The sequence below is a fragment of the Streptococcus oralis subsp. tigurinus genome, from assembly GCF_002096275.1.
GTDB classification, from domain to species: Bacteria; Bacillota; Bacilli; order Lactobacillales; family Streptococcaceae; genus Streptococcus; species Streptococcus oralis_CN.
In genome coordinates, this window is record NZ_NCUG01000015.1 from 16,910 (window position 1) to 42,765 (window position 25,856).

Here is a 25,856-nt window from a genome sequence, read left to right on the forward strand (position 1 = left end):
TTAGTTTCTTTCTTCTGATTCAGCATCTAGGGCAAGCCAATGAAGTTTGTCAATATTTTTCAAAGTCCTGACTTTTCCATCATAATCATTTTTCAACTCAAGACCGTTTTGCTCAATAGATATATGATTGTACCAGTGGTCTAGGCTGGCGTATTCCCCCATATGAATGTTGATGAGCATACTCGTTATGGGATTCCAAGTCCCTTTCTTAACTGTTTCTGCTAAGAGGTAGTAAGCATCTAAAAATATGAGATTTCTCCCATAGATCCAAAAGGGCAGATCAATCCCCAACAAAGGCAACTTGGCAGAAAAAATCTCATCACCGTGTGGTGGAACGGTTTCATAATGAAATTCTATCTCACTGCCATAATAGGCAATCAGGGCTCCCTGACATCCGATATTTTGAGGAATCCCTTCCTCAGCTACAATAAATTCCATGACCTGCTCCTTTAAAATCCGACCAGACTCTGCCAGAATATCAGGCTGGACGCATTCCCTATTCTAGTCATCAAGTGGATGAAGTTACTTTCACAACCCTTCCAAACTGCAAATTGGGCCGTCCCCATGGCTCTCACAAATACTAGAAAATCTGGTGCCAGCCATATTTTTTCATCATAGGTCAGCTCTGCATCAAGAGCATAGACCGCACCAGATTGACAATCCAGCAAAATAGTGTAGGGATCTCCATTTGCAATGATGATCAGGCCTCTTTCTTGTAGAGTAGAGTAATCGTGGTATTCCAAATTTCGATTCATCAGCCAAGTAAGACTAGTGTCGTCCCCATATCCAAACTGGTAACTTAAAAAACCGACCTGCCCCCAGTTATAGGCCAGAATATACTTCCTAAAAATCGGATCCAAATCTTGGATTTGCAGTTGTTTTTTCAAACGATCCAGTTCAGACACAGGCAGTTCTGTTTGGTTCAGGACAATTCCTTCTCTTATCTCAGGGTCAATCCCTAGGGTTTCTTCTTCTATAATGGAAATGATTTGGTCAATTGTCAATAATTCCATTGTCAACCTCCGACTATAAATAGTCCATTTTCTAGAGCAAACTAGCTAGTTTAGGTCTTCTTTTTTCTGATGAACATTCTTATCTCTATTATACCGCAAAGCTATCTAATAGGGATAAACCACCAGTATTTTCAGGGATTATTTTTGATGAACAACTTCTCCTAATTAAAACAAAAAGCCCTTCCTCAAGGGAACAGCTTTCTCACTTATAATTAAAGATTTCTCTTGCCAACTTATCTGCTAGCTTAGGAAAGAGAGTGTAAAACTTATGGGCTAGATTGAGTAAGACTGGGAGATTAAGCTCTCGTTTATTTCTTCCTATGGTCTTAACGATTTTTTTCGCAACCGTATCTGGCTCCAGCAGGAAGCGGTCAACCGACTTGAGATAAGTCCCATCTGGGTCTGCCTGGTCAAAAAAGGCAGTACGAATCGGTCCTGGATTAACCGTCGTTACATAGACACCATAGGGCATGAGTTCGAGGCGCAGAGCATTTGAAAATCCAATAGCTGCAAACTTGGTCGCTGAGTAAAGACTGGACTTGCTAGTCGCTATCAAACCTGCCATGCTGACAATATTGATGATATGCCCTTTTCCTCTCTCCTTCATGCGAGCTCCAAGACGACGAGACAGATTCATCAGAGCAAAGGTATTAACCTCAAACATCTGGTGAATGTCTTGAGCAGAAATCTTGTCAAACTCTTCAAAAATACCATAACCAGCATTGTTAATCAAGACATCAATCTTGCCATAACGGAGATAGAGGTCAGCGACCAGAGCTTCTAGGGCTGAGTCATCAGTAATGTCGATTTCAATCCATTCCACATTAGGATGATTCCCGTAGAGTTGTGCCAGTTTTTCCTTGTTTCTACCTAGCAAGATCAGTTGGTCATTTGGCAAGAGTTTGACCATTTCTTGGGCTAATCCACCGCTAGCTCCGGTAATGAGAATAGTACGCATACTTATCCTTTCTCAATCTTCTAGATTTCCACTTCTTCCAAGTCTTTAACCACATGGACATTCTCAAAAATACTAGCTGCATCTTTCTTAAGCTGGCTGATATCTTTTGAGAGGAAGCGAGCACTGATATGATTGAGCAAGAGGCGCTTAGCACTGGCTTCTGCTGCTACTTGTGCTGCCTGCATATTGGTTGAGTGACCGTGATTGCGAGCAATTTTTTCATCTCCCTTGCCATAAGTCGACTCATGGATAAGGACATCGGCATTGACAGCTAAACGCACACTAGCATTGGTTTTTCGGGTGTCACCCAGAATAGTAATAATCTTACCCGGACGGGGAGCTGAGATATAGTCTGCCGCCTTGATTTCAGTCCCATCATCCAAAACAACATCCTGGCCGTTTTTGATTTTTCCAAAAAGCGGACCAAATGGGACACCAGCAGCCTTGAGCTTCTCAGCATCCAAGGTTCCTTCTAAGTCCTTTTGCATGACACGATAGCCAACACAGAAAATAGTGTGATCCAGCTCCTCTGCATACACAGTGAATTTATCGGTTTCAAGGATTTTCCCTAGAGAATCTTGGTCAAACTCATGAAAATAAATGCGGTAAGGCAGACGAGAACCTGACACACGTAAACTAGTTAAGACAAAGGACTTGATCCCTTGCGGTCCATAGATGTCCAAATCTGTCTGCTCTTCATTGGCCTGAAAGGCACGACTAGAAAGGAAGCCTGGCAAGCCAAAGATATGGTCTCCATGCAGGTGAGTGATAAAGATTTTGCTGACCTTACGTGGTCGAATCGTGGTTTCCAGAATGCGATTTTGCGTTCCTTCTCCACAGTCAAAGAGCCAAACTTCGTTAATCTCATCCAAGAGTTTCAGGGCGAGACTTGAGACGTTTCGGGCTTTAGAGGGCTGACCAGCCCCCGTTCCTAAAAATTGAATATCCATTTGATACTTTCTAATTAATCAATATATAACATGGCTGTGCGGTTTTCCGATCGGAAATAGCGCTTGCCAGAAAAAGCAACAGCTTCTTGTAATAAATCCTCTTGGCTATAGCCTTTGAGACGCTTGCGACCATCAGCCAAGCTTTCCAAATCTGTCAAAGCTGTGAGACTCTCCACACTAACAACTTCTTCGTCTCCGGCATCCTTCATGTAAATCTTTCCAGACTCTTCAAAGACGAGCTGATGGGGGAAAATTTGCGCAATCTCAAAAAGCAAGTCATTCGAGATTTCCTCTTCATTTTCAGAGAAAATCCTTCCCAGTCCTTCACTCTCGTAGCAAAATCCAAAAGATTTGCCAGATAAATTAAGACGAATGAAAGGCTTATTTTCAAAGGTGAAACTTGGCTCAGCATTGTAGAGGTTCAATTCCTTGCTTAGTTCTGCAAAATAATCCGTCGCAGCTTGAGGACTCTTTTTCTGGTAGAGTTCTGCAAAGTAAGCATTCACTACACTGGGCGGAGGGGTAATGAGAGCCAACTGCTCTTGTTCTGTTTTGCCAGCTAGAAGTTGATCCAGATAGACCTTATCCAGACTTGTATAGCCCCCATATTTTAGAGCCAAGGTTTTAATATCAGTCATAAAATTCCTCTAACCTCCATTTGTTTTTCTCCGAAATATAGCCTGTAATCACTTCACCGTCATCTTGATAGTCGCGCTCTTCCAGAACCGCTACACTTTCCAAATCATGAATCTTGTAGGATTTCGAAAAAGGTACTCGCAGGGTAAATGCTTCAAAAATATCCTTGATTTTCTCTAAAAATAAAGCCTGCAATTGCTCACGACTATCCTCAGACTTGGCAGAAATGAGGGCATAAGGTGTTTGAGTAGGCGTGAAATCCTCCACCAAATCCGCTTTATTATAAAGGGTCAGACGAGGAATATCCTCCATATCCAAGTCTTTCATGATAGACAGAACCGTTTTTTCATGCTCCTCGTGATAAGGATTGCTGGCATCAATGACATGAACCAGAAGGTCTACATGCTTACTTTCTTCCAAGGTTGACTTAAAACTGGACACCAATTCTGTTGGCAAATCTTGGATAAAGCCAACAGTATCAGTCAAGGTAACCTGAAGATTGCCTCCCAGATGGATACTCTTAGTCGTCGCGTCCAGAGTCGCAAAGAGTTCGTCCGTTTCATACTGGGTCTTACTGGTCAAGGTGTTCATGATGGTTGACTTCCCAGCATTGGTATAACCAATCAAACCAATCTTAAAGGTACTTGACTCCAAGCGTTTTTCTCTGACTGTCGCTCGATTCTTCTCAACTACCTTAAGCTGACGCTCAATATCTGTGATTTGATTGCGAACACTACGTCGGTTCAGTTCCAACTGACTCTCACCTGGACCACGGGAACCAATTCCCCCTGCCTGACGGCTGAGCATAATTCCCTGACCAACCAAGCGAGGTAAGAGGTACTTAAGCTGGGCCAAATGCACTTGAAGTTTTCCTTCATGGCTTCGAGCTCGCATAGCAAAGATATCCAGAATCAACTGCATACGGTCAATCACCTTGACACCCAGAACTTCCTCTAGATTGACATTTTGCCGTGGTGTCAGACGGTTGTTGACAATGACAGTGCTAATTTCTTCCGCATCTACCATCAGTGCAATCTCTTCCAGCTTACCAGAGCCGACGAAGGTCTTGGAATCATATTTTTCACGTTTCTGTCTGTAGCTGTCAACTACAACAGCACCAGCTGTCTTAGCTAGACTGGCCAACTCTTCCATGGACAGGTCAAAATTATCCATGCCCTGCAGTTCAACACCAATTAGCAGGACCCGTTCTTCTTTTTTCTCCGTTTCAATCATTTAAAAACTCCTCAATCTGGCTTAGAATACGCCCCTTCACGCCAGACTCTCCTATCTGATAAAAGGTCACCTGCATGCGATTACGGAACCAGGTCAACTGACGCTTGGCAAAACGACGGGTAGCCTGTTTGAGACTCTCACTAGCTTCCTCTAAAGTCTGCTCCCCACGGAAATATGGAAATAGTTCCTTGTAGCCAATTCCTTTGGCTGCCTGCGCATCAGGGTAATGGTCAAAAAGCCACTTGGCCTCATCCAAAAGCCCAGCCTCAAACATCAGATCCACTCGGTTGTTGATACGTTCATAAAGCTGACTACGCTCATCATCTAAGCAGATAATCAGAGGTTCATACAAAGTCTCTTGATTTTCCAAATCCTGACCAAAATGGGCAATCTCCAAGGCGCGCATGGCACGACGACGGTTAAACTGGGGAATTTCAAGACCTGCTTGCTTCACGAGATGGGCTAATTCCTCATCTGAATAAGGCTCCAAGCTAGCCCGATAAGCTAAAATCTCCTCATGAGGTGTTTCTCCACCTAGATGGTATCCTTCCAGCAAGCTCTGGATATAAAGCCCTGTACCACCAGCAATAATGGCTAGCTTGCCACGGCTTTGAATATCCTCAATAGCCTTCTTAGCTTCCGAAACAAAATCAAAAGCCGAGTAAGACTCGGTCACCTCTCTGACATCAATCAAATGATGAGGAACAGCTGCTTGCTCCTCTGGGCTGGCCTTGGCCGTACCAATATCCACCCCTCTATAAACTTGCTGACTGTCACCGCTGACCACCTCTCCACCAAAGCGCTTGGCTACCTCAATAGCAAGGGCTGTCTTCCCAACAGCAGTCGGTCCAACAATCACAATTATTTTTGTTTTCATCTTTTTCCCTTGAAAAATTCCCATTTTTTCGTTACTATTATTATATCACAAAAAGGTCAGTCAGAAAAATGCTACCTCTTGAGGAGCCTAGCTGATCGGGAAGATAAAGGAGGAAGACTCATGGCCAAAGGATTCGCTAAAGGTCTTGTAACAGGTGTCGCAGGAACTGTCGCTGCCGTTGCAGGTGCAGTATACGCACTTAAAAAGAAAGTGATTGAGCCAGAAGAGCAAAAAGCAGCTTTCATCGAAGAAAACCGCAAAAAGGCAGCTCGCCGTCGCGTATCACATTAACAACAAAAGAAGTTGAGAAATCTCAACTTCTTTTTATTTTTTTAAATAGCCAAATCAAACTTCAGTTGTGGCTTGACTGGATCATAGTCGACCAACTCAAAGTCTTCGGCTTTGATATCAAAGAAATTAGTCTTATCTGGCACATTCAAGACCAAACGAGGTTGGCAGTTTGACGGCTCACGACGGAGCAATTCCTCTGCTTGTTCAAACTGATTATCATAGATATGAAGGTTATTGATAAAGTAGAAGAACTTCCCAACCTTCCAGCCGAAATGCTTGGCAATCATCATCTGAAGAGCTACGTACTGCATAGCGTTAATGTGGTGGGCCACCAACATATCATTAGAACGCTGAGTCAAGGTCGCATCTAGATAGATTTCCCCATCAACGCGACGGACATCAAACATGGTCTGAAAGGCGCATGGAAGGAGGCCGTCTGTCTCCTCAAATGCTTGGTAATCCCAGAGTGAGATGATATTGCGACGGTTCCAGGGATTGGCTTCCAACTGCTTGAGAATCTTATTAATGATATCGTGTTTCTTAACGACCGCACCGTAGCGTTCACCAATGGTTCCCGTATCTCCCACTTCCCAGTCATTCCAGTAGTGAACATTGTACTTGCTATTCAGCACTTCTAGGCTATTAGACTGATCTTGGTAGATCCAGAGTACTTCCTTGATAGCGGATTTGATTGCAATGGGACGCAAGGTTGTGATGGGAAATTCCCCCTTAGATAAATCATACTCGGCAAAGGCACCCGTTATGTACTTGGAATTGGCAACAGTTCCATCTTTGTACTTGGGACGAGCCTGCTCAGAAAAGACACCTTCCTTAAGAATTCGTTCTATATTTTCTTTAAAAATCGTATCTGCTTTTGTCATTTACTCTCACCTCATTTATTGTCCTAACTAGTATAGCATAAAAAAAGAAAGGAGGAAAATCACTCGCTTCTAGAAAGCAATTTTCTCCTTTTTTATTTTACTGCAATACAAGTGATGCTGCTCCGATAACTCCAGCGTCATTTCCTAGAGTTGCAAGAGCCAATTTAGTGGATGTGCGTACTTGTGGGAAGGTATTTTCGTCGTAGACCTTTTGCACGCCTTGGAGAAGGAATTCTCCCGCAGCTGATACTCCACCACCGATAACGATTGTTGATGGGTTTAGGATTGAACCAATATTAGCACACGCAATACCCAAGTAACGTGAGAAGTTACGGTAAACGATCAAGGCAAGGTCGTCCCCTTCTTTTGCAAGGTCAAAGACAGTTTTAGCAGTTACTTCTTCTCCGTCATCAATCAAGCGTTTCAAAGCTGCATCGCCTTCGTATTCATCTGCATAACGACGAGTCAAGTTGACAATCCCTGTTGCTGAAGCAACTGTCTCAAGACAGCCTTTTTTACCACAGGTACATGCGATTGGTTGGTCAAAGTCAACAGTGATGTGACCAAGCTCACCAGCAGCACCAGCAACACCGTGAAGCAATTTGCCTTCTGCCACGATACCGCCACCAACACCTGTACCAAGTGTCATAAAGACAACGTCTGGTTGGTTGTCACCTGCACCCATCCAACGCTCACCGAGAGCAGCTACGTTGGCATCATTGTCGATGAAGAATGGGATACCCAAGGCTTTTTCGATTTTTTCTTTAATTGGTTGAAGAGTTTTCCAGTTCAGGTTGTAGGCACCGATAACAGTCCCTTTTTCACGGTCAACCACACCAGGTGATCCCATTCCAATGCCTCGGAAGTCCGTAGCTGACAATCCAAGCAAGTCCAAACGATGTTGAATAGACTCAATCATATCATCTACGATATGGCTTCCTTCATCCAAAATGTTAGTCTTGATAGACCATTTTTCTTGGATTTCTCCCTCTTGAGTTAAAATTGCAAACTTGATAGATGTTCCACCAAGGTCAACCCCAATAATCTTTTGACTCATCGTCTTCTCCTTTTTAATTGAAAATGCTTACAGATATAGTATAACAGAATCGTCTGTTTTGTGCAAAGGTTTGCATTATTTCCCTAGAATTTGTTTGCTTTATGGTTTCCACAAACCAGAAGCATCCACATAGTAGCGACCACCATCAACCCGCTCATTCGTAGCCAGCTTGCCATCTGATTTGAGGTAATAGTTCCCTTGCCAAGTGTTTCTAGCATAAACACCATTGGATTTTAGGTAGTACCATGCTTGATAACTGGTGTCATAAACCCATTCACTTGCTGCCATCTTACCATTCGACTTGAGATAATAACTTCCTTGCCAAGCGTTGCGGGCGTAAGCTCCGTCCTCTTTTAGATAATACCACGATTGATAATAGGAATCATATAGCCATTCACCTGCTGCCATCTTACCATTTAATTTAAGGTAGTAGCTCCCCTGCCAAGTACTTCTCGCATAAGAACCGTCGGATTTTAGATAGTACCAAGATTGATAGCTAGCATCATAAATCCACTCGCTGGCTGCCATCTTGCCATCTGACTTAAGGTAATAGCTACCTTGCCAAGCATTCCTAACTGCATGCCCATTTTCAGCAAAATAATACCAATAACCGTCCTGTTTGACCCATTCGCTAGCTGTGACATTGGATTGCGAACCCGACTGGCGTGGTTTAAAAACTCCCCGAGGTGCATTGGCACGTTCACAAGCTATCCCATCACCATCACGATCTAGTTTAGAAGAGTAACCTGGTTCTCCTCTATGAATATCAGAGTAACCATTTTCCCATGCTTCTCTACAACTAGAAAAATGAATATTTTCCTCTGCAGTAACTGGTTCGGTAAATAGTCCCCAAACTAGAAAAGCAGCAAAAGCCACTTTTAGCAAAACTTTTTTTTCATTATTCTCTCCTTTTTTGATATCGCTTTCGCTTTTATTTTACCAGACTTATTCCAGCAATTCAAGAAAACTTCTAGTCTTTTCTGCAAACTCCTTCGGTTTGTCAGTGTTCAGTGTGTGAGGACCGTCAGGAATAATCTGCAACTTAGAATCTGACATCAATTGATGAAGGCCCCTCATAGAACTGAGATTAGGCTTGTCTTGGCTACCACAAATTAGCAAGGTTGGATAGTAACAATTCTGTGCTACTTGGGTTAAATCAAGTGTTTTCAATTCCTCAGAAACACCAACCATGAGTGCTTTGTCTGCTCCCTGCTTTTCAAAAAAACTTTTTGGAAGTAGTTTAAAAATTATCAACTGGATTTTAAACAAGATATTACCTGCTAGTTTCACTGGACAGCCTGACAAGACCAAACCTTGAAGATTTGGCAAATCGTAACTTGAAAGCTCTAGTGCAAGAGTAGCACCGAGGGATAAACCGATTAAAACAAAATGTTTCTTCTCCTCTGATAGGTATTTAGCTATCCGTTTTTTGGCTTCCTGATAAGAACCAACTCCCACAGGAAACAATTCAAGGGCCTCAGAAGGATGATCGGCAAGTAGATCCTGAACTTCCTTCCAGCTTGCGGCTGTCTGACCTAAGCCATGTAAAAATATCAATTTCATTTATTTTTCCCTCAATTCCAACTCATACAAACCTCTGACCGCATTACAGCCATAGATAGTTTCCGCTTGGTTCAAGTCTGCCAAAGTCAGAATTTTCTCTTCTACCTGTCCTTTTCCTAGCAAATGCTGACGATAGATTCCTGACAAGATGCCAAGATTGATAGGCGGTGTGTAGAGCTTCCCATTAATTTTTAAGACCAGATTTCCAATAGAGGTTTCAAGCAATTCTCCTGCTGCATTATGGTAAATGATTTCCTGTTTACCTAGACTTAAGTGTGGTCTGTGAGTTGTTTTAAAGTAGGTAAATGCTTGCTGTAAATCCGCTTTTTGCAGGCAAAGTTTGGCCTGACAGAAGCTTGGACTAAGAGGTGTTAAGATTTGGCGACTGAGTTCTATCTCTCCAGACTTGCTGAGGCTTATTCGCAAACGGTAGTCTTGGTGGGAATCACAAGCTTGGCACTCTTCCTCTATCTTTTGTCTCAGTTCTTCTGGATCAAAAGGATAGGCAAAATAACGACTCGCCTTTGTCAGTCTTTCCAGATGTTGATCTTCAAATAGCAGTTGTTTTTGGCTGATTTTCCCAGTTGTAATCAATTGGAAACGTGCTTGTTTACGATAGAGAACAGCCGCCTTTTGATGAACCTCTCGGTATTCAGATTCCCAAGTACTATCCCAAGTAATCCCTCCGCCAACCCCATAGATGGCTTTCCCTTGATGCAGTTGAATGGTCCGAATGGCGACATTGAAAATCCGTCGTCCATTTGGAAGCAAGAGACCAATCGTTCCGCAGTAAACTCCTCTGGGTTGGGGCTCCAAGTTCTTGATGATTTCCATGGTCGCAATTTTGGGAGCTCCTGTGATAGATCCACATGGAAAGAGCGAACGGAAGATTTCAACTAGGTCAACATCCGGTCGTAACTGACTCTTGATGGTCGAAGTCATCTGCCAAACGGTCGAATACTGCTCCACCTGACACAGACGCTCCACATGCTCACTCCCCACCTCAGAAATACGGTTCATATCGTTTCGCAAGAGGTCCACAATCATCATATTTTCAGAGCGATTTTTAGGATCCTGCTCCAACCAGCTAGCCTGGGCAAGGTCTTCTTGGTCAGTCACTCCCCGCTGGGTTGTCCCCTTCATTGGTCGCGTTGTCAACTCACGGTCATTTTGCTCAAAAAAGAGCTCTGGACTCATGGAAATCACTGCCATCTCATCATGTTCAACATAGGCATTGTAGCCCGCCTCCTGTTCTACCACCATACGATTGTAGATGGCAAAAGGATTGGCGTTTAAGTCTTGCTTGAGTTGGACAGTGTAGTTGACCTGGTAGGTGTCCCCCTGACGCAAATGATGGTGGATCTGGGCAATAGCCTTTTCATAGTTCTCTGCAGATGTTTCTTCCTGCCACTTTGAAGGCAGATCTACTTCCTCATAAGTCAGAGGAATAGGCGATGTTTCCACCCTATCGTGAACGGTAAAGTAAAGCAAATATTCGCCCAGTAGAGGAAGCTTGTGAACTGCTAGTTTTTCCTCAAAAGCAGGAGCAGCCTCATAGCTGACATAGCCCACGACATAATAGCCTTGCTCTTGGTATCTTTCCACTTGTGCCAGCAAATCTGCCACTTCTGCTACATTTCTCGTTTTTAACTCTTTGATCGGCTGGGTAAAGGTGTATCTCTCCCCCAAAGCTCTAAAATCAATCACTGTTTTTCTATGCATACCTTAAGTATAGCACAAAAAGGCAGATACAGACAAAGCTGATCTACCTTTTTTCATTTTACTAGTCCTATCTACTATTTAGTGAATAAATCTCCAGTAAATCCGTCTGATTTCTGCAATAGTTGTTTGTAAACTTTCCATTTAAGATTCACTGTATTATCAAATTTATTACCTTGAAGGTCTTTTTCAACTGCAGCATCGAATAGCTCTTGAAGTTTTTCATATGTTGAAATCTTTTGACCATCAATTTCAATTTCTACAAAACCTTTCTCAGCTTTAGCTCTGACTTCTTTATACCATTCTTTCTTCCACTCTTCTAATGTATTAAATCTACCTTTAGAAACTTTTTGGATGATAAAGTCATCACCTAGACCTACGTTACCGGCTGCTTTAGATTCTTGTTTATACTTATTAGATGCATACCCTAAGAATCCATCAAGGTAACCGTAGTAGCCCCACATACGGAATGTATTGTGTTTGAATGAGATTGAGCCAGCCGTACTCTTACTTGTGTTGCCACCGTAAATACCAGTCATCATATTCACAACAGTATAAGCAGAATCGAATCCTTCAGTACGGTAATGACCATTACCTGGTAGCCCGTGTTTAGTAGCGAAGTTGTTATCTACAAGTTGATCAATAATTGTCAGTTTCATACTCTTCTCATCATCATTTAAATCACGAACTAAATCCCATTGGTGTGGTGCACCTTCTAACTTATTATAGCTCGCTTTTTCGCGATATTTCTTATCGATTTTCTTGAACCACTTATCGTTAGTTCCAGTATTTTTCTTGATGACAGATTCTGCTTCTAAGTAATCAAGCATCATCATTGATTCGTTATAGTTCTTCATGTAGTGATCAATCTTCTCACGACTACTTAACATATTAGGATCATAGTTATAAATTTGTGTACCGTCATTTTTACGTTCGTACGCCATATTCAATCCAAGTGAACCATATTCACCATTATAGTTCGTAAGAGATGGTGATTGTAGCATACCTTGAGCAAATGATTCAATATCTGTCCCTTCACGGTGACGCCATGTTCCTAAGTAGGCCATACGGTCATTGATATGAGTCGTTTCGTGAGTGAATGCAGATGTACCATAATCACTAATCATACTAGAAATGATGTAGTATACAGCTTCTGAATTTTGTGGGTTAGAAAAGATATAAGCATACGCACCCATACCGTTATATCCGTGCCATTTACCTGTAGGTCCATAGAACTCACGAACTGGAGCATAGTCACCATTCTTATTATGACCCATTCGGTCAGCCCATCCATTACCTGGAACATCTTGGTTATCCCAAATTGCTGATGGAACCATATTTTCAGATTTCAACAACTGATTACGTACATTATCAGCAGCAAGTCTTGACCAGAAGTCTAAGTAATTAATTTGCTCTTGTGCACGTAAATTGATTTCTTTCTTAAACGCTTCACGTTCAGATTCTGTATTCTTACCATATTTCTCAAATGCACTAAACGCTAGCGTATTGTACGTTGAAATTAAGAACATGTGAGCCTTCTTCGTATTAAGAAGTGGTAAAATGTATCGACCATGTTCACCGTTATTTAAGTTTTCATATAAGTGATATTTCTTATTAGCAAAATCAGGGTTAGATGATTGTTTCTCAACTACATAGTTAGTATGAGAAATAGCTTTCTTATACCATACATTCATATCAGTATCTTCTGTAAAGAGTTTCATGTTATATGTTAAGAAGTCATTTAAATTACCTTTACCTGTTGCTCCCGCAATCACATCACGATAAGCATCTTGAGTTCGGTCACCTTTCAAGAAGTGTTCTCGTGAACCAATTTGAATCAATCTATCGATAACGCTAACGTTCTTACCATAAAAATCAGGCTTGAACATCATAAGGTCTTTAATGCTCATATCATTGTATTTAAATCCATAATAACGATTTAAATAAGTAAGAGCCATCATAATTTTAGCTTTGTTGTCTTCTACTTTTTTAAGAAGAGCTTTCATGGCAGCTTCATCACTATTCAATTGATGGTCTTCGTTTTCAACTAAAGCTTTGACTAATTTATCTAAATTAGCTTTCGTTTCTTCAAAGCTTTCTTCAAGGAACAAGTTACGAATGTAATTGTTCTTATGATTGTCACTATTCTCAGCTGGTTTGTTACGTTTGTCCATTAACGCACGCACTTCAGGTGAAATCAATTCAACACCTGCTAATTTTGCTTTAATATCGTTGATTAATTGTGTTCTATCTTTAACAACCATATTCGGTGTATAAACGACGTCACCAAGACCTTCGATACTATATTCACGAACTTGTTGGACTTGAGAATCAGCTTTACGTGTGACAACTTTTTCTTCCTTAGTACCATCAGCATAATGAATCATAATATGATCAACATCTGACAAGTCAGTTACAAATTGCCCATCTTTCATACCTGTCACAGATAATACTTCTGTAGTTAATAATTTAGATCCTTCAGGAGTCTTATTACCTTGATTCACAATCCACTCTTTATTGTAGAACGGTTGAAGTTTTTCAACATTTCGGTAAGCAAGTTCACGTTCTGCATTATAATCTTGAGTAGTTTTGTACGTGTCTTCTTTATACGCTACGTGATTTAATTTATCAGTCAAATATGGTGTGATTTCATATTTATCGGCTGTGATATTGAACGAAGCAATCCGTTTATCCGCTTCTGCTTGGTCGACACCCTTAATCTGTTTTGAACGGTTATAAGAAACGTTACCTGATGCAACATCGTTCACATACACATTGTTCTTGAAGTAATCAAATCCGAAGTATGGGTCACCTGAGTCAACTGACCCTGAACCATACATCATTTCACCATTTGTCACTTTCATCATGCTGACGTTATTTTCAACCCAACCCCAGTCATAGTTTTCGTGAATTAAACCACCGCTTTGATTATTGGTTTTGAGTGTCAATGTCCCTTTGACCACAGATTTAGTTAAACGACCTTTTTGTTTAACATCATTTGGATTTCCACCATGGTTGACTTTGGCAATCAATCCACCAAATTTAGCATTGTTGGCTTTAATGTCAGCTTCAACATAAGAACTATCTACATTGCTTCTCCAGCTTTCACTTACAAGTCCACCAGACCACCAACCTTTGTTACCCACGCTTTCAATTTTACCGATAAAGGCTACATTACGCATATTGGATTCATCTAGTTTGTTGACCATACCTGTAACGTCGTTATTACCAACCACATTACCCGTAACCTTAATATTCTCAATCGTTGAGTTCTTAAACATATCTCCAAGTGGAGCTGTTTTATCAGCCCACGGCATATTGATATTCACATTACCAAAGTTGATGTCATGAATATGAGCATTTTCAACACGGTTGAACAATGGTCGAGCTAGATTGTGAATGGCATAACGTTTATCACCTTCACTATACAACTTACCTTTAAAAATGTTCGTCACGTATTGTTTATTCGGAGTCGGAACATTTGCTGCATTAAGATCCGCACCAAGTTTAAACTCACCCGTTGGGTTAGCTTGCATATCTTTTACAAGCTCATTGAAGTTGTAATATACATTACCTTCTTTTAATTTTTGTTTTTCAAAGTAATGAACATACTCTTCACTGAAAGTATCATCTGCTCTACGTTGAACTAAGTTTGGAGCTTTTGCTACCACTTTGTACAATGTTTTTCCATCGACAACCACTTCTTCAACAGAACTTACCGTAAGTCTTGTTGTCTTATTATCATGAGTTGTCACTCGTAAGTAAAGTGGAGCAACGTCTGTCGGTTTTTCAGTAAGTAAGCTCTTATCTGTTTCAACACCAGCATCATCCACACTCATCAAGCTTGTTTCTTTGATGTTTTTGATTTCAACTTTTTTAAGGTCAAGTCTTAGCGGTTCTTCTTTCAGAAGCTCTTCCTCATCACCCTCACCACGGTCATAAACCATCTTCGTTTCAAGTTTATAATCCTTGTAGTACTGTAAATCTGTCAGGGTAGTTGTCAAGTCGTCTGGTGAAACATTCAAGGTTTTGACAATCTCATCACCTTTTTTCAGAGTTAAGGTAATAGATTTAATGGCTGCCTTACTTGGATTTTCTAGACTATACTTAACATCTGAAGTACGCTTCAAATCCTTAGGCTCAACTGCTGTGATGGTCAATACTGGTTTTTCAAAGGTCTTGGTACCACGTTTCAAAATTTTGTCTTGAGGTGCCTCAAGGATTTCCTCTGTAACTTTTGGAGCGTCCTCTGTTTTAACTCCCTTAATGGTATTAAAGGTCTTGGTGATTTTTTTCTGGCCTTCTTTTCCTTCTTGAGCTACAACTTCTAAGCCTTTTTTCAGTTGGTCATCTTCTTTAACAACTTCCTTAAATGGAATCTTTTCAAGACTTTCTTCTACAAGAGTTCCTTCAATTGGTTTTTTCCCACGACTTACCTGTTGGTTTACAGGCTCCTTGGTAACTTCTGTGCTAGTTGAAAGAACTTGGTCAGTTTTAACACCTTCTACTGTTTTATAAGTTGTTTTAGTAACTTGACTACCTTTTTCACCATTTCTTACGACAGTTTCTTCGTCCGTATACTTGGTTGGATCCTCAGTCGTTTCAGTTTTGTAGTCTAGGTCTGTAGTCGATGTTTCAACAAGGGTTCCCTCAGTTACTTTGTACTCAGGTAACTGTTCTTGTACAAGAGCTTGACCTACTTTACCTTCCTCTTGTGTACCTTTTACTTCTACTGGAGCATCTGGTAATGTTGGTTGCGTCAAAGCTTGACCTTCTTTGCCTTCTTCTTGGGTTCCTTTTGCTTCAACTGGAGTCTCTGGCAATTCAGGTTGCGTTAAGGATTGTCCTGCCTTACCTTCTTCTTGTGTACCTTTAGCTACTTGGTGAGTTGGTTCAGCTTGTGGTACTGGAGTTGGAGCAGGTTGCACCTCTTTCTTAGTTCCGACTGCAATGACTTGCGACACAGGATTTTGGACTACTTGGTCTTCGATGACTTCTCTAACTTCTTGACCGTTAACCATCGATACCTTGGTTACAAGGCGACGCTGACCATTTACTCCGGCTGCGACGATACGAGTCTCTCCTTCTGCTAGATTCGCATCTGGGCTTGTGACTGTTTCAAAAGGAATCTCTACCAAGCTCTCTTCCTGTCTAGTCTGAGGATTCTCAAAAACTGGTTTTTCTTCAACAGCAGGAGAAACCGGAGTTTGTGCCACAGGTTTTTCAACGACAGTTTCTGGCGCAACAGTCGGTGTTTCTTGAACTACTTCTATTTTCTCGATTTCATTTGCACTTTGCTTTTCTACTGGCAACTGAGGCTTCTCAGCTGAAGCTGGTCTTGATGGGTGGAGTTCTGCTTCCTTGAAGTAACCAATGTATTCATAGCCATCAATATGGATAATCCCTTCAGCCAAACCTTCATGTGTAGAGGCCGAAATAGTTTGGTTATAAGAAAGCAATTCTTTATTTTCAAATGCAAATGTCCCATAAGGTACAAAAGTGCTGGCTCCCAAAGAACCAATCAAGAGAACACCTAGGACCTCTTTGCGACCTTTTTTGGATACCAAAAAGACTGCTAGTGAGGCTGTTGCCAAGCCAAGACCAGCCAAGGCTAGTTCTTTACTTCCTGTGTAAGGAAGTTGTTGACTGTTAGTTGCTTTCTTGCGATAAACTACATAAATAATATCTTCATCTTGAAATTCTGTAGGAACCTCATGGTGAATCAAGGCTTTTTCAGACTCGGTCAATTCCTGCTCCGCCAGATAACGGTAATGCACGCTATGAGCACCACCAACTTCATTGGCTTGCACCTTATCTACTAAAAGGGTACTGGCACCAAAAAGAAAGGCCCCGATAGCTACAGGACCTACCCCAACAGTGAGCTTACGAATCGAATATTTGGTGATTTTTTCTAGTTGTTGTTTTGTCTTTTTCATTCTCATGACTTTCTGATAGAATCTTGTGGATACTGCGCACGCGCACCTCCGATTAATTTTGGACGACTAGCTAGAGCAGTTACATGGGCATGCCCAATTTCTCTCAAAAGAGGGCGAATTGGAACCTGAACATGCTTGACATGCATGCCAATCGCAGTATCTCCGATATCCAATCCAGCATGGGCCTTGATAAATTCAACCTCAACTGGATCCTGCATAAACTTGAAGGCTGCCAACTGACCCGAACCTCCTGCATGAAGAGTAGGAAGGACACTGACGATTTCTAGCCCAAACTGCTCCGCCACCTGACGTTCGACGACGAGGGCACGATTGACATGTTCACAACCTTGAACGGCTAGATGAATTCCTTTTTTCTCTAGGATATCTAGGATGGTCTTCACAATGATTTCGCCAATTTCTTGGCTGGATTCCTTGCCAATCTGACCACCTATCACCTCACTAGAAGAAAGGCCCAAAACAAAGATAGATCCCTGCTTCAAACTGGCCTTTTCTAATACATCTTTTACAATCTGGCTTGTTTCTCTTTGAATGTCTTTTTCCTTCATACTTGATACCTCTTTTGTCATTATCTATCATATCGTTTTTTCTACGTTTTAGCAAGATAGATAACCTAGAAAGCTTGCTCAATTACGCATTAAACTCCCAGAATTGACTGGGAGTTAACTAGTTTCTATTCTATTTATGTATATTTCAACTGTCGTCCCTTTTTCGGGTGCAGAATTAATCTTCATCTGGTAATTGTCTCCAAAATGAAGTTTGAGTCGTTGGTCGACATTTTGAAGACCAACTCCCCCACGTTTGAGCTGACTTTGACTACTATCGTCAGGATTTTGGAAACCAACGCCATCATCCTCAATGCGGATGATTAGTCCTGAATCCTTTTTATAGACGGAAACTTTAATATGTCCCTGTCCATCTTTCTCCTTGATGCCGTGATAAAGGGCATTTTCTACAAGGGGTTGTAGCACCAGTTTAGGCAAGACTAAATTATCAAAGTCAGGATCTTCAGCAATTTCATACTCCAGCTTATCCCCATAGCGTTGTTTTTGGATAAAGAGGTACTGGCGGACATGATTGATTTCATCAGAGAGGCAAATCAAATCTTTTCCTTGATTGAGCGCCAAGCGGAAATAGGTTGCCAAGGACTTGGTCACCTGAACCACTCGCTGACTATCCTGAAACTCAGCCATCCAGATGATAGTGTCCAAAGTATTATAGAGGAAATGGGGGTTAATCTGGCTCGACAGTGCTTGAAGTTCATACTGCCGGGTCGCTTCTTCCTGCCTGCGAATAGCTGCCATCAGCTGATCAATCTGATCCAACATGGCATTAAACTGGCGAGTTACTACTCTCAGTTCATAGGCACCAGCTTCCTTAGCACGCAGATTTTGTGTACCAGAAGCAATTTCCAGCATGGTTTCTCTTAGGTCCTTCAAAGGGGCAATCCAGCGTTTGAGACTGAACCACACCAAGCAGAGACAGGCAAGAAGAGATAAGGCACTAGTAGCAAGCAAGGTCCACATGAGTTGACTCCGAACCTGGTCTAACTTCTCCAACGAAGACACGCCTATCACCGTCCAATCTGTTCCTGCAATCTGTTCCTGACTGACGTAGGATTCGTGATCCAGCGTATAGCCCTGCCCCGTCTCGATGTAGGGTTTCATGGCCTCCATTTCACTCGCTGAGCTATAGACAGTACGTTGAGGATGGTAGACAAATTCATGGTTTTCATTGATGATAAAGGCAAAGCCCTGCTGGCCCAACTGGAGTCGGTTGAGATAGGCTTCCAGAGTTTCGTAGGAAATATCCAAACGAAGCACACCTAAATTGGTTCCCTTTGCATCAACAAGTTCCTGAGTGACAGAAATAACCCACTGGCTGTCTGATTTACGAGCTGGTGTCAAAACGGGTTTAGCCCCCTGATGAATAGCCTTTTGGTACCAATCCTCAGCCATCATATCTGAGGAAGTTTTCATCTGCACACTGTCATCAGTGGAAATGACCTGACCAGACTTGGTTACCAACACCACCGTTTTCAAATCCTGGTCTGCCTTTAAGATGGTCAAAAATAGATCTCGGATTCCCTTGACCTTGTCTTGACTGGGATTCTCAGCATAGGCTAGGACTTCCGTCTGCTGAGTCAAACTGGTTGAGGTGGTTTCTAATTTTTTGATATAAGACTGGATAAAGTGGCTAGTTTGACTGATGGTCGTTTGGCTATTGCCTTCAATGGTAGCCTCAATGGCTGATGAACTAGATTGATAGTAGAAAGTCCCAACCAGAGCTAGGAGAATGAGAAAGACCAGAAAGATGGAAATAACCATTCTGACTAGGAGAGAAGAACGCTTCATCGACCTTCTCCCTTCTTAAACTGACGAGGTGTCACACCTGCAATCTGTTTAAAACGTTGGGTAAAGTAGTTCATATCCTCAAAACCAACTTTCTCTGCGATCTCATAAATCTTCAGATCTGTGGTCAGAAGCAAGAGCTTGGCTTGTTTGACACGTTCTCGCACCAAATAATCCTGAAAAGGTATGCCCAACTCTTTCTTAATCAAGGAGCTCAGATAAGTCGAACTAAAACCCAAGTCACTGGCCAAGCTCTTTAAACTGAATTGGCTATCAGCTAGATGAGACTGGATCTTCTGGGCCATATTTCCTTCAAACTTATCGGTCAGTAAATCTTGTAACTGCTCTTCCTTTCCTTCCTTGTCTAGTTTTTGCTTGATTTTCCCCAACATTTCCTCAATATCCTGACGAGAAAAGGGCTTGAGCAGATAGTCATCGACACCTAGTTTGACAGCAGACAAGGCATAATCAAAATCATCGTAGCCAGTTAAAAAAACTAAATGCACCTGAGGATAGGTTTCTCGGACCAGACTGGCCAACTGGATGCCATTTAGCTGAGGCATATTGATATCGGTTAAAATGATATCTGGCACCTGCTTTTGAATCAAGTCCCAAGCCTGTCTTCCATTTTCAGCCTGACCGATGATTTCCATATCGTAGGCTGCTACATTGACCAGCTTGGTCAAGCCTTGTCTTACCAGATACTCATCTTCTACGATTAAGATTGTGTAGGTCATGCTCTGCTCCTTTGTCACTTACTAGTATCAGTATAGCAAAATTCTCCTCTAACTGCTTAGGAAAGACTTCTTAATCGACATAATCTAGTAAATAAGCATAACCTTTTTCTGCCATTTGGTCTTTGGGAATAAAGCGGATAGAAAGACTATTGATACAGTAGCGCAAGCCTCCCTTGTCCTTTGGTCCATCCGTAAAGACATGACCAAGGTGAGAATCTCCAACTCGGCTTCTTACTTCCATGCGCGTCATATTGTAAGACTTATCTTCCTTATAAGTGGCAACATCCGGGCTGATAGGTTGTGTGAAACTAGGCCAGCCACAACCAGACTCAAACTTATCCTTTGATGAAAAGAGGGGTTCACCAGTTGCCACATCCACATAGATACCGGATTCAAATTTATCCCAGTAGCGGTTTGAAAAAGCTCGTTCCGTTTGATTTTTCTGGGTGACGGCATACTCCTCAGTTGACAAGGTCTTTTTCAATTCCTCATCACTTGGTTTAGGATATTTGCTGGCATCGATGACGGGATATACAGCCTGATTGACATTGATATGACAGTAGCCATTTGGATTTTTCTTGAGGTAGTCTTGATGATAGTCCTCAGCCACCACAAAATTTTTCAAGGGTTCCTTTTCAACTGCCAGAGGTTGGTCATATTTTTTAGCAACTTCATCAAAGACTTGATTGATTACTTCCAAATCCTTGTCATCTGTGTAATAAACGCCGGTACGATACTGAGTCCCCACATCATTTCCTTGTTTATTTTTGCTGGTTGGATTGATAATGCGGAAGTAATGAAGCAGGATTTCTTTGAGGGAAATTTGGTTGGCGTCATAGGTGACATGGACAGTCTCTGCATGTCCTGTTTGGTTAATCAATTCGTACTTGGTTGTTTCCCCTCTACCATTTGCATAGCCTGAAACGGCATCTGTCACTCCAGGCACGCGTGAGAAGTATTCCTCCACTCCCCAGAAACATCCCCCAGCTAGATAAATTTCGTGCAAGTCTGCGTCTTTACTCACTTCTGTTTTTTTCACTGTTTTTCCTCCTTGGCTAACTGACGCTTTCTCAATTTGCGAGCTATCTGTCTGGCCTGCATTTCGCATCAATAGAAAATAGAAACCGCTTATGGCTAGGAGAATGACCCCTGCCAAGACAAACAATTTTACTTTATCATTCATGATCTTTCTCTACCCCATTTCTTTCAATGTCTTTAAAATCATATCCTTATCCATAAAACCTGGTTGCGTTTTGACCAGCTTGCCTTCCCTGTCTATAAAGGCTTGAGTCGGGTAAGAACGAACACCATAACTTTCCAAAAGTTTGCCTGATGGATCAATTAAAACCGGTAAATTTTTATAATCCAATCCCTTGTACCAGTTCTTAAAGTCTGCTTCCGCTTGTTCTCCTTTGTGACCAGGAGACACCACTGTCAAGACCAAATAGTCATCACCAGCATCCTTAGCGATTTCGTCCGTATCTGGAAGGCTAGCTAGACAGATGGAACACCAAGAAGCCCAGAATTTGAGATAGACTTTCTTGCCTTTGTAGTCAGATAAACGATAGGTCTTACCATCTACTCCCATCAGTTCAAAATCAGCAACCGCCTGACCTTTAGTCGCAGTTTGCGAACTGACTTGTTCTGTTTTGGTTTGCTCCTTCATAGTAGCTTCGTCTGACATATTTTTAGCCGAACAGGCTGCCAAACAACAGATTGAGCCTACTCCAAGGAGACATGTTTGCCATTTTTTCATTTCTTTTTCCTCTCTATTCAAATAATGTAGTCAAAATGGAAGCATTTCCCAAAAGCACCAAGATTCCCATCACGATAATGAGGAAACCACCCACTCTTTTGAGGGTTCCGAGGTAAGGATGGAGTTTTCGGAAATGTTTCAAAACATAACTGGAAGCAAGAGCTAGAACCAAAAATGGTAGCGCCAAACCCAGCGTGTAAACCAACATGAGACCAGCTCCCTGCCAAGCTCCTGAACCACCTGAAGCCGCTAAGGCCAAAACAGACCCCAGAACCGGCCCTACACATGGCGTCCAAGCAAAACTAAAGGTCAACCCCAGTAAAAATGCCTGACTATAGCCGTTACCCTTTTGCCCCTGTCTCTTTAATTGTAGCCTTCTTTCCTTGTAGAGCCCTTGCAAATGTAAGACTTCCATCTGGTGTAAGCCCAAGAGAATGATAACTGCACCTGTCACATACTGAAACCAAGAAGCATACAGCAAATTACCTAAAAAACCAGCTCCATAGCCCAGTAAGATAAAGATAAAAGAAATCCCCGCTATAAAGGCCAAAGTTCGCACTAAACTAACAAGTGAGATTGAAATTTTTCCACTAGAAGCCTGAGCATCATTCTTATCATCCAACAAGACCCCTGCATAGACCGGCAACAAGGGTAAAATACAAGGAGAAAAGAAGGAAAGAATTCCAGCAAGAAAAACACTGATAAAAAAGAATACATTGTCCATTGCCTTCCTCCATTCTTTGATTTGTTAAGTCTATTATAATTCCCAACTCTAAGAAAAAACAGGGACAATGATAGGAAAAAATAGGAATTTAATCAGTTTATTCAGAAATATGGTACAAAAAAAGCCAGACAAGGTCTGACTTTGATAGAAACAGAAAAGAAAATCACCTGTCTTCCCTAATTATCTGGTAATAAATAAGGTCCGAAACGTAGTCTTTTCTCTCCACACCATTGGCAATAGTTTTTAGATAGGACATTCCAGCCTTCTCCATCACACGGCCTGAAGCTGGGTTAAGACTGGCGTAACGAGCTCTGACCTTTTGAAAGCCTGCTTGAGTAAAACAAAAGTCTAAGACAGCTTTCAAGGCCTCCGTCATCATACCTCGGCTCCAATAATTTTTTCCTAAAATATACCCAATTTCACAAGAAGAATCGTTCTTATCCATATCAACGATGCTGATATCACCTATCACTTGTTCTGGGTTTTCCTTGAGGCAAATCGCCCATTTGTAATAGTTGGGATTGGCATAAGAGGCAACCCAATTGCGAATTGAGTTTCGAGTCACATCGACATCAGGATGGGGATCCCAGGTGACATAGGTCAGATTCTCAGCAGACGAAGCCCAATTTTCAAACATAGCTTCTGCATCACTTTCCACAAATCTTCTCAAAATCAATCGTTTCGTCTGCAACGTTTGCGTACCGATTGCTTTCATGATGTTACCTCGCTTTCTAAGCTTAAGGCTCAAGCTAAAAAGGTCCCCCGGACCTTCTTCGCTTTCTCATTTCTAGGCTCAGGGTAAAAACCTCCACTAGAGGTTCCTCGTTTTCCCGTTTCTAGACTCGGGCTGAAAACCTCCACTGGAGGTTTTCACTCCCAAAAGTCATCAAATACGGTGATGGGTAGGTGGCGTTTATGTTGGCCTTTGTGCCACCAGTTTTCAATAGTCGCTTGGGCTTCTGGGCTGATTGTTTTGCCTTCTAGGTAATCATCAATTTCATTGTAAGTGACTCCAAGTGCGATTTCGTCTGCAATACCTGGTTTTTCTTCTTCCAAATCTGCTGTTGGGATTTTTTCATAAAGGGCTGGGTCTGCACCAAGCTCTTTCAAGAGTTGTTTTCCTTGACGTTTATTGAGACGGAAAAGGGGTAAAATATCCGCACCACCATCACCAAACTTGGTAAAGAAACCTGTGATATTTTCAGCTGCATGATCAGTCCCAATAACAGCTCCGCTATGGGCTCCAGCAAGCGCATATTGAGCAATCATACGGCTACGAGCCTTGATATTTCCTTTATTAAAATCCGTCATTGGACTGCCTGTAGCTTCTACTGCTAAGGCCATGGCATCAACAGAGTCTTTTATATTCACAACCAAGCTGACATCTGGTTGGATGAAAGCGAGGGCTTTTTGAGCATCCGCTTCATCAGCTTGCACGCCATAGGGCAGGCGGGCAGCGATAAATTGGTAACTGTCATCTCCTGTCTCTGCTCGCATTTCTTCCATAGCTAATTGCGCCAAGCGCCCTGCTAAGGTTGAGTCTTGTCCTCCAGAAATCCCTAGTACAAAAGTTTTAAGGAAGGGGTGTTTTTTCAAGTATCTCTTTAAGAAATCAATCGAACGACGGATTTCTTCCTGAGCGTCAATCACTGGCTTGACACCCAGTTGCTGGATAATGGTCTCTTGCAAACTCATTCTTATTCTCCTTCACCAAGGGCTTCTTTGCGCATCTTGTCAATCAAGTCCATCTTATCTTGCCAAATATCATGCGCCAAATCTACTGGATAGTGCTGTGGATTGAGTACCCGTTTATACTCATCCCAAAGCTTGTCAAATTCTTTGCGAGCATAGGACTGAATCTCGGTCAAACTAGGCAAATCGTAAACCAATTTTCCTTCTTTAAAGATATCCACTAAGAGAGGAACGGCATCAAAATTACGAACGGTCTTCTTGATGTATGTATAAGTCGGATGGAACATCTTGATTTCAGTCATACCGCTCACATCCACACCATCATAGGTGATGTAGTCGCCTTCTGACTTGCCTTTTTCACGACTGGTAATGCGCCACACCTGTTTCTTACCTGGCGTTGATACTTTTTCAGCATTATTAGACAGTTTGATGGTATTGCGCATACGACCATTCTCATCTTCGATAGCTACAATCTTATAAACTGCCCCAAGAGCTGGCTGATCATAGGCTGTAATCAGCTTGGTTCCCACACCCCAGACATCAATCTTGGCCTTTTGCATCTTGAGGTTGAGAATAGTATTTTCATCCAAATCATTAGAAGCATAGATCTTAGCCTCTGTAAAGCCAGCCTCGTCCAGTTGCTGACGGACTTTCTTGGAAATGTAGGCAATGTCCCCAGAGTCGATCCGCACACCCATAAAGTTAATCTGATCACCCAGCTCACGCGCCACCTGAATGGCAGCTGGCACACCGATTCGCAACGTGTCATAAGTATCTACTAGAAAGACACAGTCACGATGGGTCGCCGCATAAGCCTTGAACGCTTCATAGTCGTTTCCATAAACTTGTACCAAGGCATGGGCATGAGTCCCCAAGACAGGAATATCAAAGAGTTTACCAGCACGCACGTTGCTGGTTCCATCGGCGCCACCAATCACGGCTGCGCGTGTTCCCCAGATAGCTGCATCCATTTCTTGCGCACGACGTGTCCCAAACTCCATCAAGGGTTCATCTTCAATAACCGAACGAATACGTGCCGCCTTAGTCGCTATCAAGGTTTGAAAGTTAACGATGTTTAAAAGAGCAGTTTCAACCAATTGACATTGGGCTAGAGGGCCTTCCACCTGCACAATTGGCTCATTAGCAAAAACCAAGTCCCCTTCCTGGGCAGAACGAACCGTCAACTCCAACTTGAGATTGCGGAGGTAGTCTAAGAATGCCCCGTGATAGCCAAGCGACTCCAAGTAGGCAATATCGCTATCTGAAAAGTGCAAGTCTTTAAGATAGTTCACAATTCTTTCCAAACCAGCAAAAACCGCATAGCCGTTCTGAAAAGGTTGCTGGCGGAAATAAACTTCAAAAACCGCCTTCTTATTGTGAATCCCTTGGTCAAAGTAAACTTGCATCATATTAATCTGGTACAAGTCCGTGTGCAATGTCAAACTATCATCTGGATACATCTGT

General features: G+C 42.1%; 23 protein-coding genes. 1 reads left to right on the top strand and 22 read right to left on the bottom strand.

The genetic code is table 11. From position 1 onward, the window contains the following. From B7725_RS02015 to miaA, 7 genes are all read right to left on the bottom strand, one after another. Nucleotides 1–438, bottom strand: a complete 438-nt coding sequence (locus tag B7725_RS02015) for a hypothetical protein (RefSeq protein WP_084874316.1) — start codon at nucleotides 436–438, stop codon at nucleotides 1–3. An 11-nt stretch (nucleotides 439–449) separates the two neighbouring features. Then, on the bottom strand, nucleotides 450–1,013 hold the full coding sequence (locus tag B7725_RS02020) for an SMI1/KNR4 family protein (RefSeq protein ID WP_084874317.1): 564 nt from the start codon (nucleotides 1,011–1,013) through the stop codon (nucleotides 450–452). Between the two features lie 202 nt (nucleotides 1,014–1,215). Continuing rightward, a complete protein-coding gene (locus B7725_RS02025) occupies nucleotides 1,216–1,971 on the bottom strand; it encodes an SDR family NAD(P)-dependent oxidoreductase (protein ID WP_084874318.1) in 756 nt (251 codons plus the stop codon). 20 nt (nucleotides 1,972–1,991) lie between these two features. Further along, nucleotides 1,992–2,921 carry a ribonuclease Z gene (gene rnz / locus B7725_RS02030; protein WP_000354325.1) on the bottom strand — a complete coding sequence of 310 codons (930 nt, stop codon included), beginning with the start codon at nucleotides 2,919–2,921 and terminating at the stop codon, nucleotides 1,992–1,994. A 14-nt stretch (nucleotides 2,922–2,935) separates the two neighbouring features. Next, entirely contained in the window at nucleotides 2,936–3,559 is a 624-nt protein-coding gene (locus B7725_RS02035) for a hypothetical protein (protein WP_000129705.1), read from the bottom strand. Continuing rightward, a complete protein-coding gene (gene hflX, locus B7725_RS02040) occupies nucleotides 3,552–4,790 on the bottom strand; it encodes a GTPase HflX (RefSeq protein WP_084874319.1) in 1,239 nt (412 codons plus the stop codon). The genes B7725_RS02035 and hflX overlap by 8 nt, the downstream gene beginning before the upstream one ends. Further along, nucleotides 4,783–5,667: a tRNA (adenosine(37)-N6)-dimethylallyltransferase MiaA gene (gene miaA, locus B7725_RS02045; protein ID WP_084874320.1), complete on the bottom strand. Its 885-nt coding sequence runs from the start codon at nucleotides 5,665–5,667 to the stop codon at nucleotides 4,783–4,785. The genes hflX and miaA overlap by 8 nt, the downstream gene beginning before the upstream one ends. Nucleotides 5,668–5,787: 120 nt before the next feature. Here miaA and B7725_RS02050 point away from each other — a divergent pair, with 120 nt between their 5' ends. Beyond that, complete coding sequence (locus B7725_RS02050; protein WP_084874321.1) at nucleotides 5,788–5,958, top strand: DUF3042 family protein; 171 nt, start codon at nucleotides 5,788–5,790, stop codon at nucleotides 5,956–5,958. Nucleotides 5,959–5,999: 41 nt separating this feature from the next. On the opposite strand, the gene B7725_RS02055 is transcribed toward B7725_RS02050, so the two are convergent. The 15 genes from B7725_RS02055 to B7725_RS02125 all read right to left on the bottom strand — a co-directional run bounded on the left by B7725_RS02055 (nucleotide 6,000) and on the right by B7725_RS02125 (nucleotide 25,852). Next, the gene (locus B7725_RS02055; protein ID WP_084874322.1) at nucleotides 6,000–6,839 is read right to left on the bottom strand and encodes a thymidylate synthase; all 840 of its coding nucleotides are present in this window, start codon (nucleotides 6,837–6,839) and stop codon (nucleotides 6,000–6,002) included. Nucleotides 6,840–6,936: 97 nt separating this feature from the next. Continuing rightward, nucleotides 6,937–7,896, bottom strand: a complete 960-nt coding sequence (locus B7725_RS02060) for an ROK family glucokinase (RefSeq protein WP_084874323.1) — start codon at nucleotides 7,894–7,896, stop codon at nucleotides 6,937–6,939. Between the two features lie 99 nt (nucleotides 7,897–7,995). Further along, nucleotides 7,996–8,781, bottom strand: coding sequence for an excalibur calcium-binding domain-containing protein (locus tag B7725_RS02065; protein ID WP_084874324.1), 786 nt, complete (start codon nucleotides 8,779–8,781; stop codon nucleotides 7,996–7,998). 60 nt (nucleotides 8,782–8,841) lie between these two features. After that, nucleotides 8,842–9,459 carry an alpha/beta fold hydrolase gene (locus B7725_RS02070; RefSeq protein WP_084874325.1) on the bottom strand — a complete coding sequence of 206 codons (618 nt, stop codon included), beginning with the start codon at nucleotides 9,457–9,459 and terminating at the stop codon, nucleotides 8,842–8,844. Beyond that, a complete protein-coding gene (gene pabB, locus B7725_RS02075) occupies nucleotides 9,460–11,181 on the bottom strand; it encodes an aminodeoxychorismate synthase component I (protein ID WP_084874326.1) in 1,722 nt (573 codons plus the stop codon). Nucleotides 11,182–11,255: 74 nt separating this feature from the next. After that, nucleotides 11,256–17,114 carry a ZmpA/ZmpB/ZmpC family metallo-endopeptidase gene (locus B7725_RS02080; protein WP_084874327.1) on the bottom strand — a complete coding sequence of 1,953 codons (5,859 nt, stop codon included), beginning with the start codon at nucleotides 17,112–17,114 and terminating at the stop codon, nucleotides 11,256–11,258. Nucleotides 17,115–17,116: 2 nt separating this feature from the next. Next, complete coding sequence (locus B7725_RS02085; RefSeq protein ID WP_162278995.1) at nucleotides 17,117–17,680, bottom strand: TIGR01440 family protein; 564 nt, start codon at nucleotides 17,678–17,680, stop codon at nucleotides 17,117–17,119. A 114-nt stretch (nucleotides 17,681–17,794) separates the two neighbouring features. Beyond that, nucleotides 17,795–19,486: a cache domain-containing sensor histidine kinase gene (locus tag B7725_RS02090; protein ID WP_084874329.1), complete on the bottom strand. Its 1,692-nt coding sequence runs from the start codon at nucleotides 19,484–19,486 to the stop codon at nucleotides 17,795–17,797. Then, nucleotides 19,483–20,220 carry a response regulator transcription factor gene (locus tag B7725_RS02095; RefSeq protein ID WP_084874330.1) on the bottom strand — a complete coding sequence of 246 codons (738 nt, stop codon included), beginning with the start codon at nucleotides 20,218–20,220 and terminating at the stop codon, nucleotides 19,483–19,485. Before B7725_RS02095 ends, B7725_RS02090 begins: the two co-directional genes overlap by 4 nt. A 70-nt stretch (nucleotides 20,221–20,290) precedes the next feature. Next, entirely contained in the window at nucleotides 20,291–21,403 is a 1,113-nt protein-coding gene (gene msrB, locus B7725_RS02100) for a peptide-methionine (R)-S-oxide reductase MsrB (protein ID WP_084874331.1), read from the bottom strand. A gap of 9 nt (nucleotides 21,404–21,412) precedes the next feature. Beyond that, nucleotides 21,413–21,976 carry a redoxin family protein gene (locus B7725_RS02105; protein ID WP_084874332.1) on the bottom strand — a complete coding sequence of 188 codons (564 nt, stop codon included), beginning with the start codon at nucleotides 21,974–21,976 and terminating at the stop codon, nucleotides 21,413–21,415. A 13-nt stretch (nucleotides 21,977–21,989) separates the two neighbouring features. Then, nucleotides 21,990–22,700, bottom strand: coding sequence for a thiol-disulfide oxidoreductase-associated membrane protein CcdA2 (gene ccdA2 / locus B7725_RS02110; RefSeq protein ID WP_000370893.1), 711 nt, complete (start codon nucleotides 22,698–22,700; stop codon nucleotides 21,990–21,992). Nucleotides 22,701–22,863: 163 nt separating this feature from the next. Then, entirely contained in the window at nucleotides 22,864–23,415 is a 552-nt protein-coding gene (locus B7725_RS02115; RefSeq protein WP_009730373.1) for a GNAT family N-acetyltransferase, read from the bottom strand. A gap of 155 nt (nucleotides 23,416–23,570) precedes the next feature. Continuing rightward, nucleotides 23,571–24,395, bottom strand: coding sequence for an ammonia-dependent NAD(+) synthetase (gene nadE, locus B7725_RS02120; protein ID WP_009730374.1), 825 nt, complete (start codon nucleotides 24,393–24,395; stop codon nucleotides 23,571–23,573). Between the two features lie 2 nt (nucleotides 24,396–24,397). Beyond that, complete coding sequence (locus tag B7725_RS02125) at nucleotides 24,398–25,852, bottom strand: nicotinate phosphoribosyltransferase (protein WP_009730375.1); 1,455 nt, start codon at nucleotides 25,850–25,852, stop codon at nucleotides 24,398–24,400. Nucleotides 25,853–25,856: the final 4 nt, after the last annotated feature.

Excerpts from the sequence above, each read along its gene's own strand:
- B7725_RS02015 (WP_084874316.1), bottom strand. The coding sequence starts at position 438 with ATGGAATTTATTGTAGCTGAGGAAGGGATTCCTCAAAATATCGGATGT.
- B7725_RS02020 (WP_084874317.1), bottom strand. The coding sequence starts at position 1,013 with ATGGAATTATTGACAATTGACCAAATCATTTCCATTATAGAAGAAGAA.
- B7725_RS02025 (WP_084874318.1), bottom strand. The coding sequence starts at position 1,971 with ATGCGTACTATTCTCATTACCGGAGCTAGCGGTGGATTAGCCCAAGAA.
- rnz (WP_000354325.1), bottom strand. The coding sequence starts at position 2,921 with ATGGATATTCAATTTTTAGGAACGGGGGCTGGTCAGCCCTCTAAAGCC.
- B7725_RS02035 (WP_000129705.1), bottom strand. The coding sequence starts at position 3,559 with ATGACTGATATTAAAACCTTGGCTCTAAAATATGGGGGCTATACAAGT.
- hflX (WP_084874319.1), bottom strand. The coding sequence starts at position 4,790 with ATGATTGAAACGGAGAAAAAAGAAGAACGGGTCCTGCTAATTGGTGTT.
- miaA (WP_084874320.1), bottom strand. The coding sequence starts at position 5,667 with ATGAAAACAAAAATAATTGTGATTGTTGGACCGACTGCTGTTGGGAAG.
- B7725_RS02050 (WP_084874321.1), top strand. The coding sequence starts at position 5,788 with ATGGCCAAAGGATTCGCTAAAGGTCTTGTAACAGGTGTCGCAGGAACT.
- B7725_RS02055 (WP_084874322.1), bottom strand. The coding sequence starts at position 6,839 with ATGACAAAAGCAGATACGATTTTTAAAGAAAATATAGAACGAATTCTT.
- B7725_RS02060 (WP_084874323.1), bottom strand. The coding sequence starts at position 7,896 with ATGAGTCAAAAGATTATTGGGGTTGACCTTGGTGGAACATCTATCAAG.
- B7725_RS02070 (WP_084874325.1), bottom strand. The coding sequence starts at position 9,459 with ATGAAATTGATATTTTTACATGGCTTAGGTCAGACAGCCGCAAGCTGG.
- pabB (WP_084874326.1), bottom strand. The coding sequence starts at position 11,181 with ATGCATAGAAAAACAGTGATTGATTTTAGAGCTTTGGGGGAGAGATAC.
- B7725_RS02080 (WP_084874327.1), bottom strand. The coding sequence starts at position 17,114 with ATGAAAAAGACAAAACAACAACTAGAAAAAATCACCAAATATTCGATT.
- B7725_RS02085 (WP_162278995.1), bottom strand. The coding sequence starts at position 17,680 with ATGAAGGAAAAAGACATTCAAAGAGAAACAAGCCAGATTGTAAAAGAT.
- B7725_RS02090 (WP_084874329.1), bottom strand. The coding sequence starts at position 19,486 with ATGAAGCGTTCTTCTCTCCTAGTCAGAATGGTTATTTCCATCTTTCTG.
- B7725_RS02095 (WP_084874330.1), bottom strand. The coding sequence starts at position 20,220 with ATGACCTACACAATCTTAATCGTAGAAGATGAGTATCTGGTAAGACAA.
- msrB (WP_084874331.1), bottom strand. The coding sequence starts at position 21,403 with ATGAATGATAAAGTAAAATTGTTTGTCTTGGCAGGGGTCATTCTCCTA.
- B7725_RS02105 (WP_084874332.1), bottom strand. The coding sequence starts at position 21,976 with ATGAAAAAATGGCAAACATGTCTCCTTGGAGTAGGCTCAATCTGTTGT.
- ccdA2 (WP_000370893.1), bottom strand. The coding sequence starts at position 22,700 with ATGGACAATGTATTCTTTTTTATCAGTGTTTTTCTTGCTGGAATTCTT.
- B7725_RS02115 (WP_009730373.1), bottom strand. The coding sequence starts at position 23,415 with ATGAAAGCAATCGGTACGCAAACGTTGCAGACGAAACGATTGATTTTG.
- nadE (WP_009730374.1), bottom strand. The coding sequence starts at position 24,395 with ATGAGTTTGCAAGAGACCATTATCCAGCAACTGGGTGTCAAGCCAGTG.
- B7725_RS02125 (WP_009730375.1), bottom strand. The coding sequence starts at position 25,852 with ATGTATCCAGATGATAGTTTGACATTGCACACGGACTTGTACCAGATT.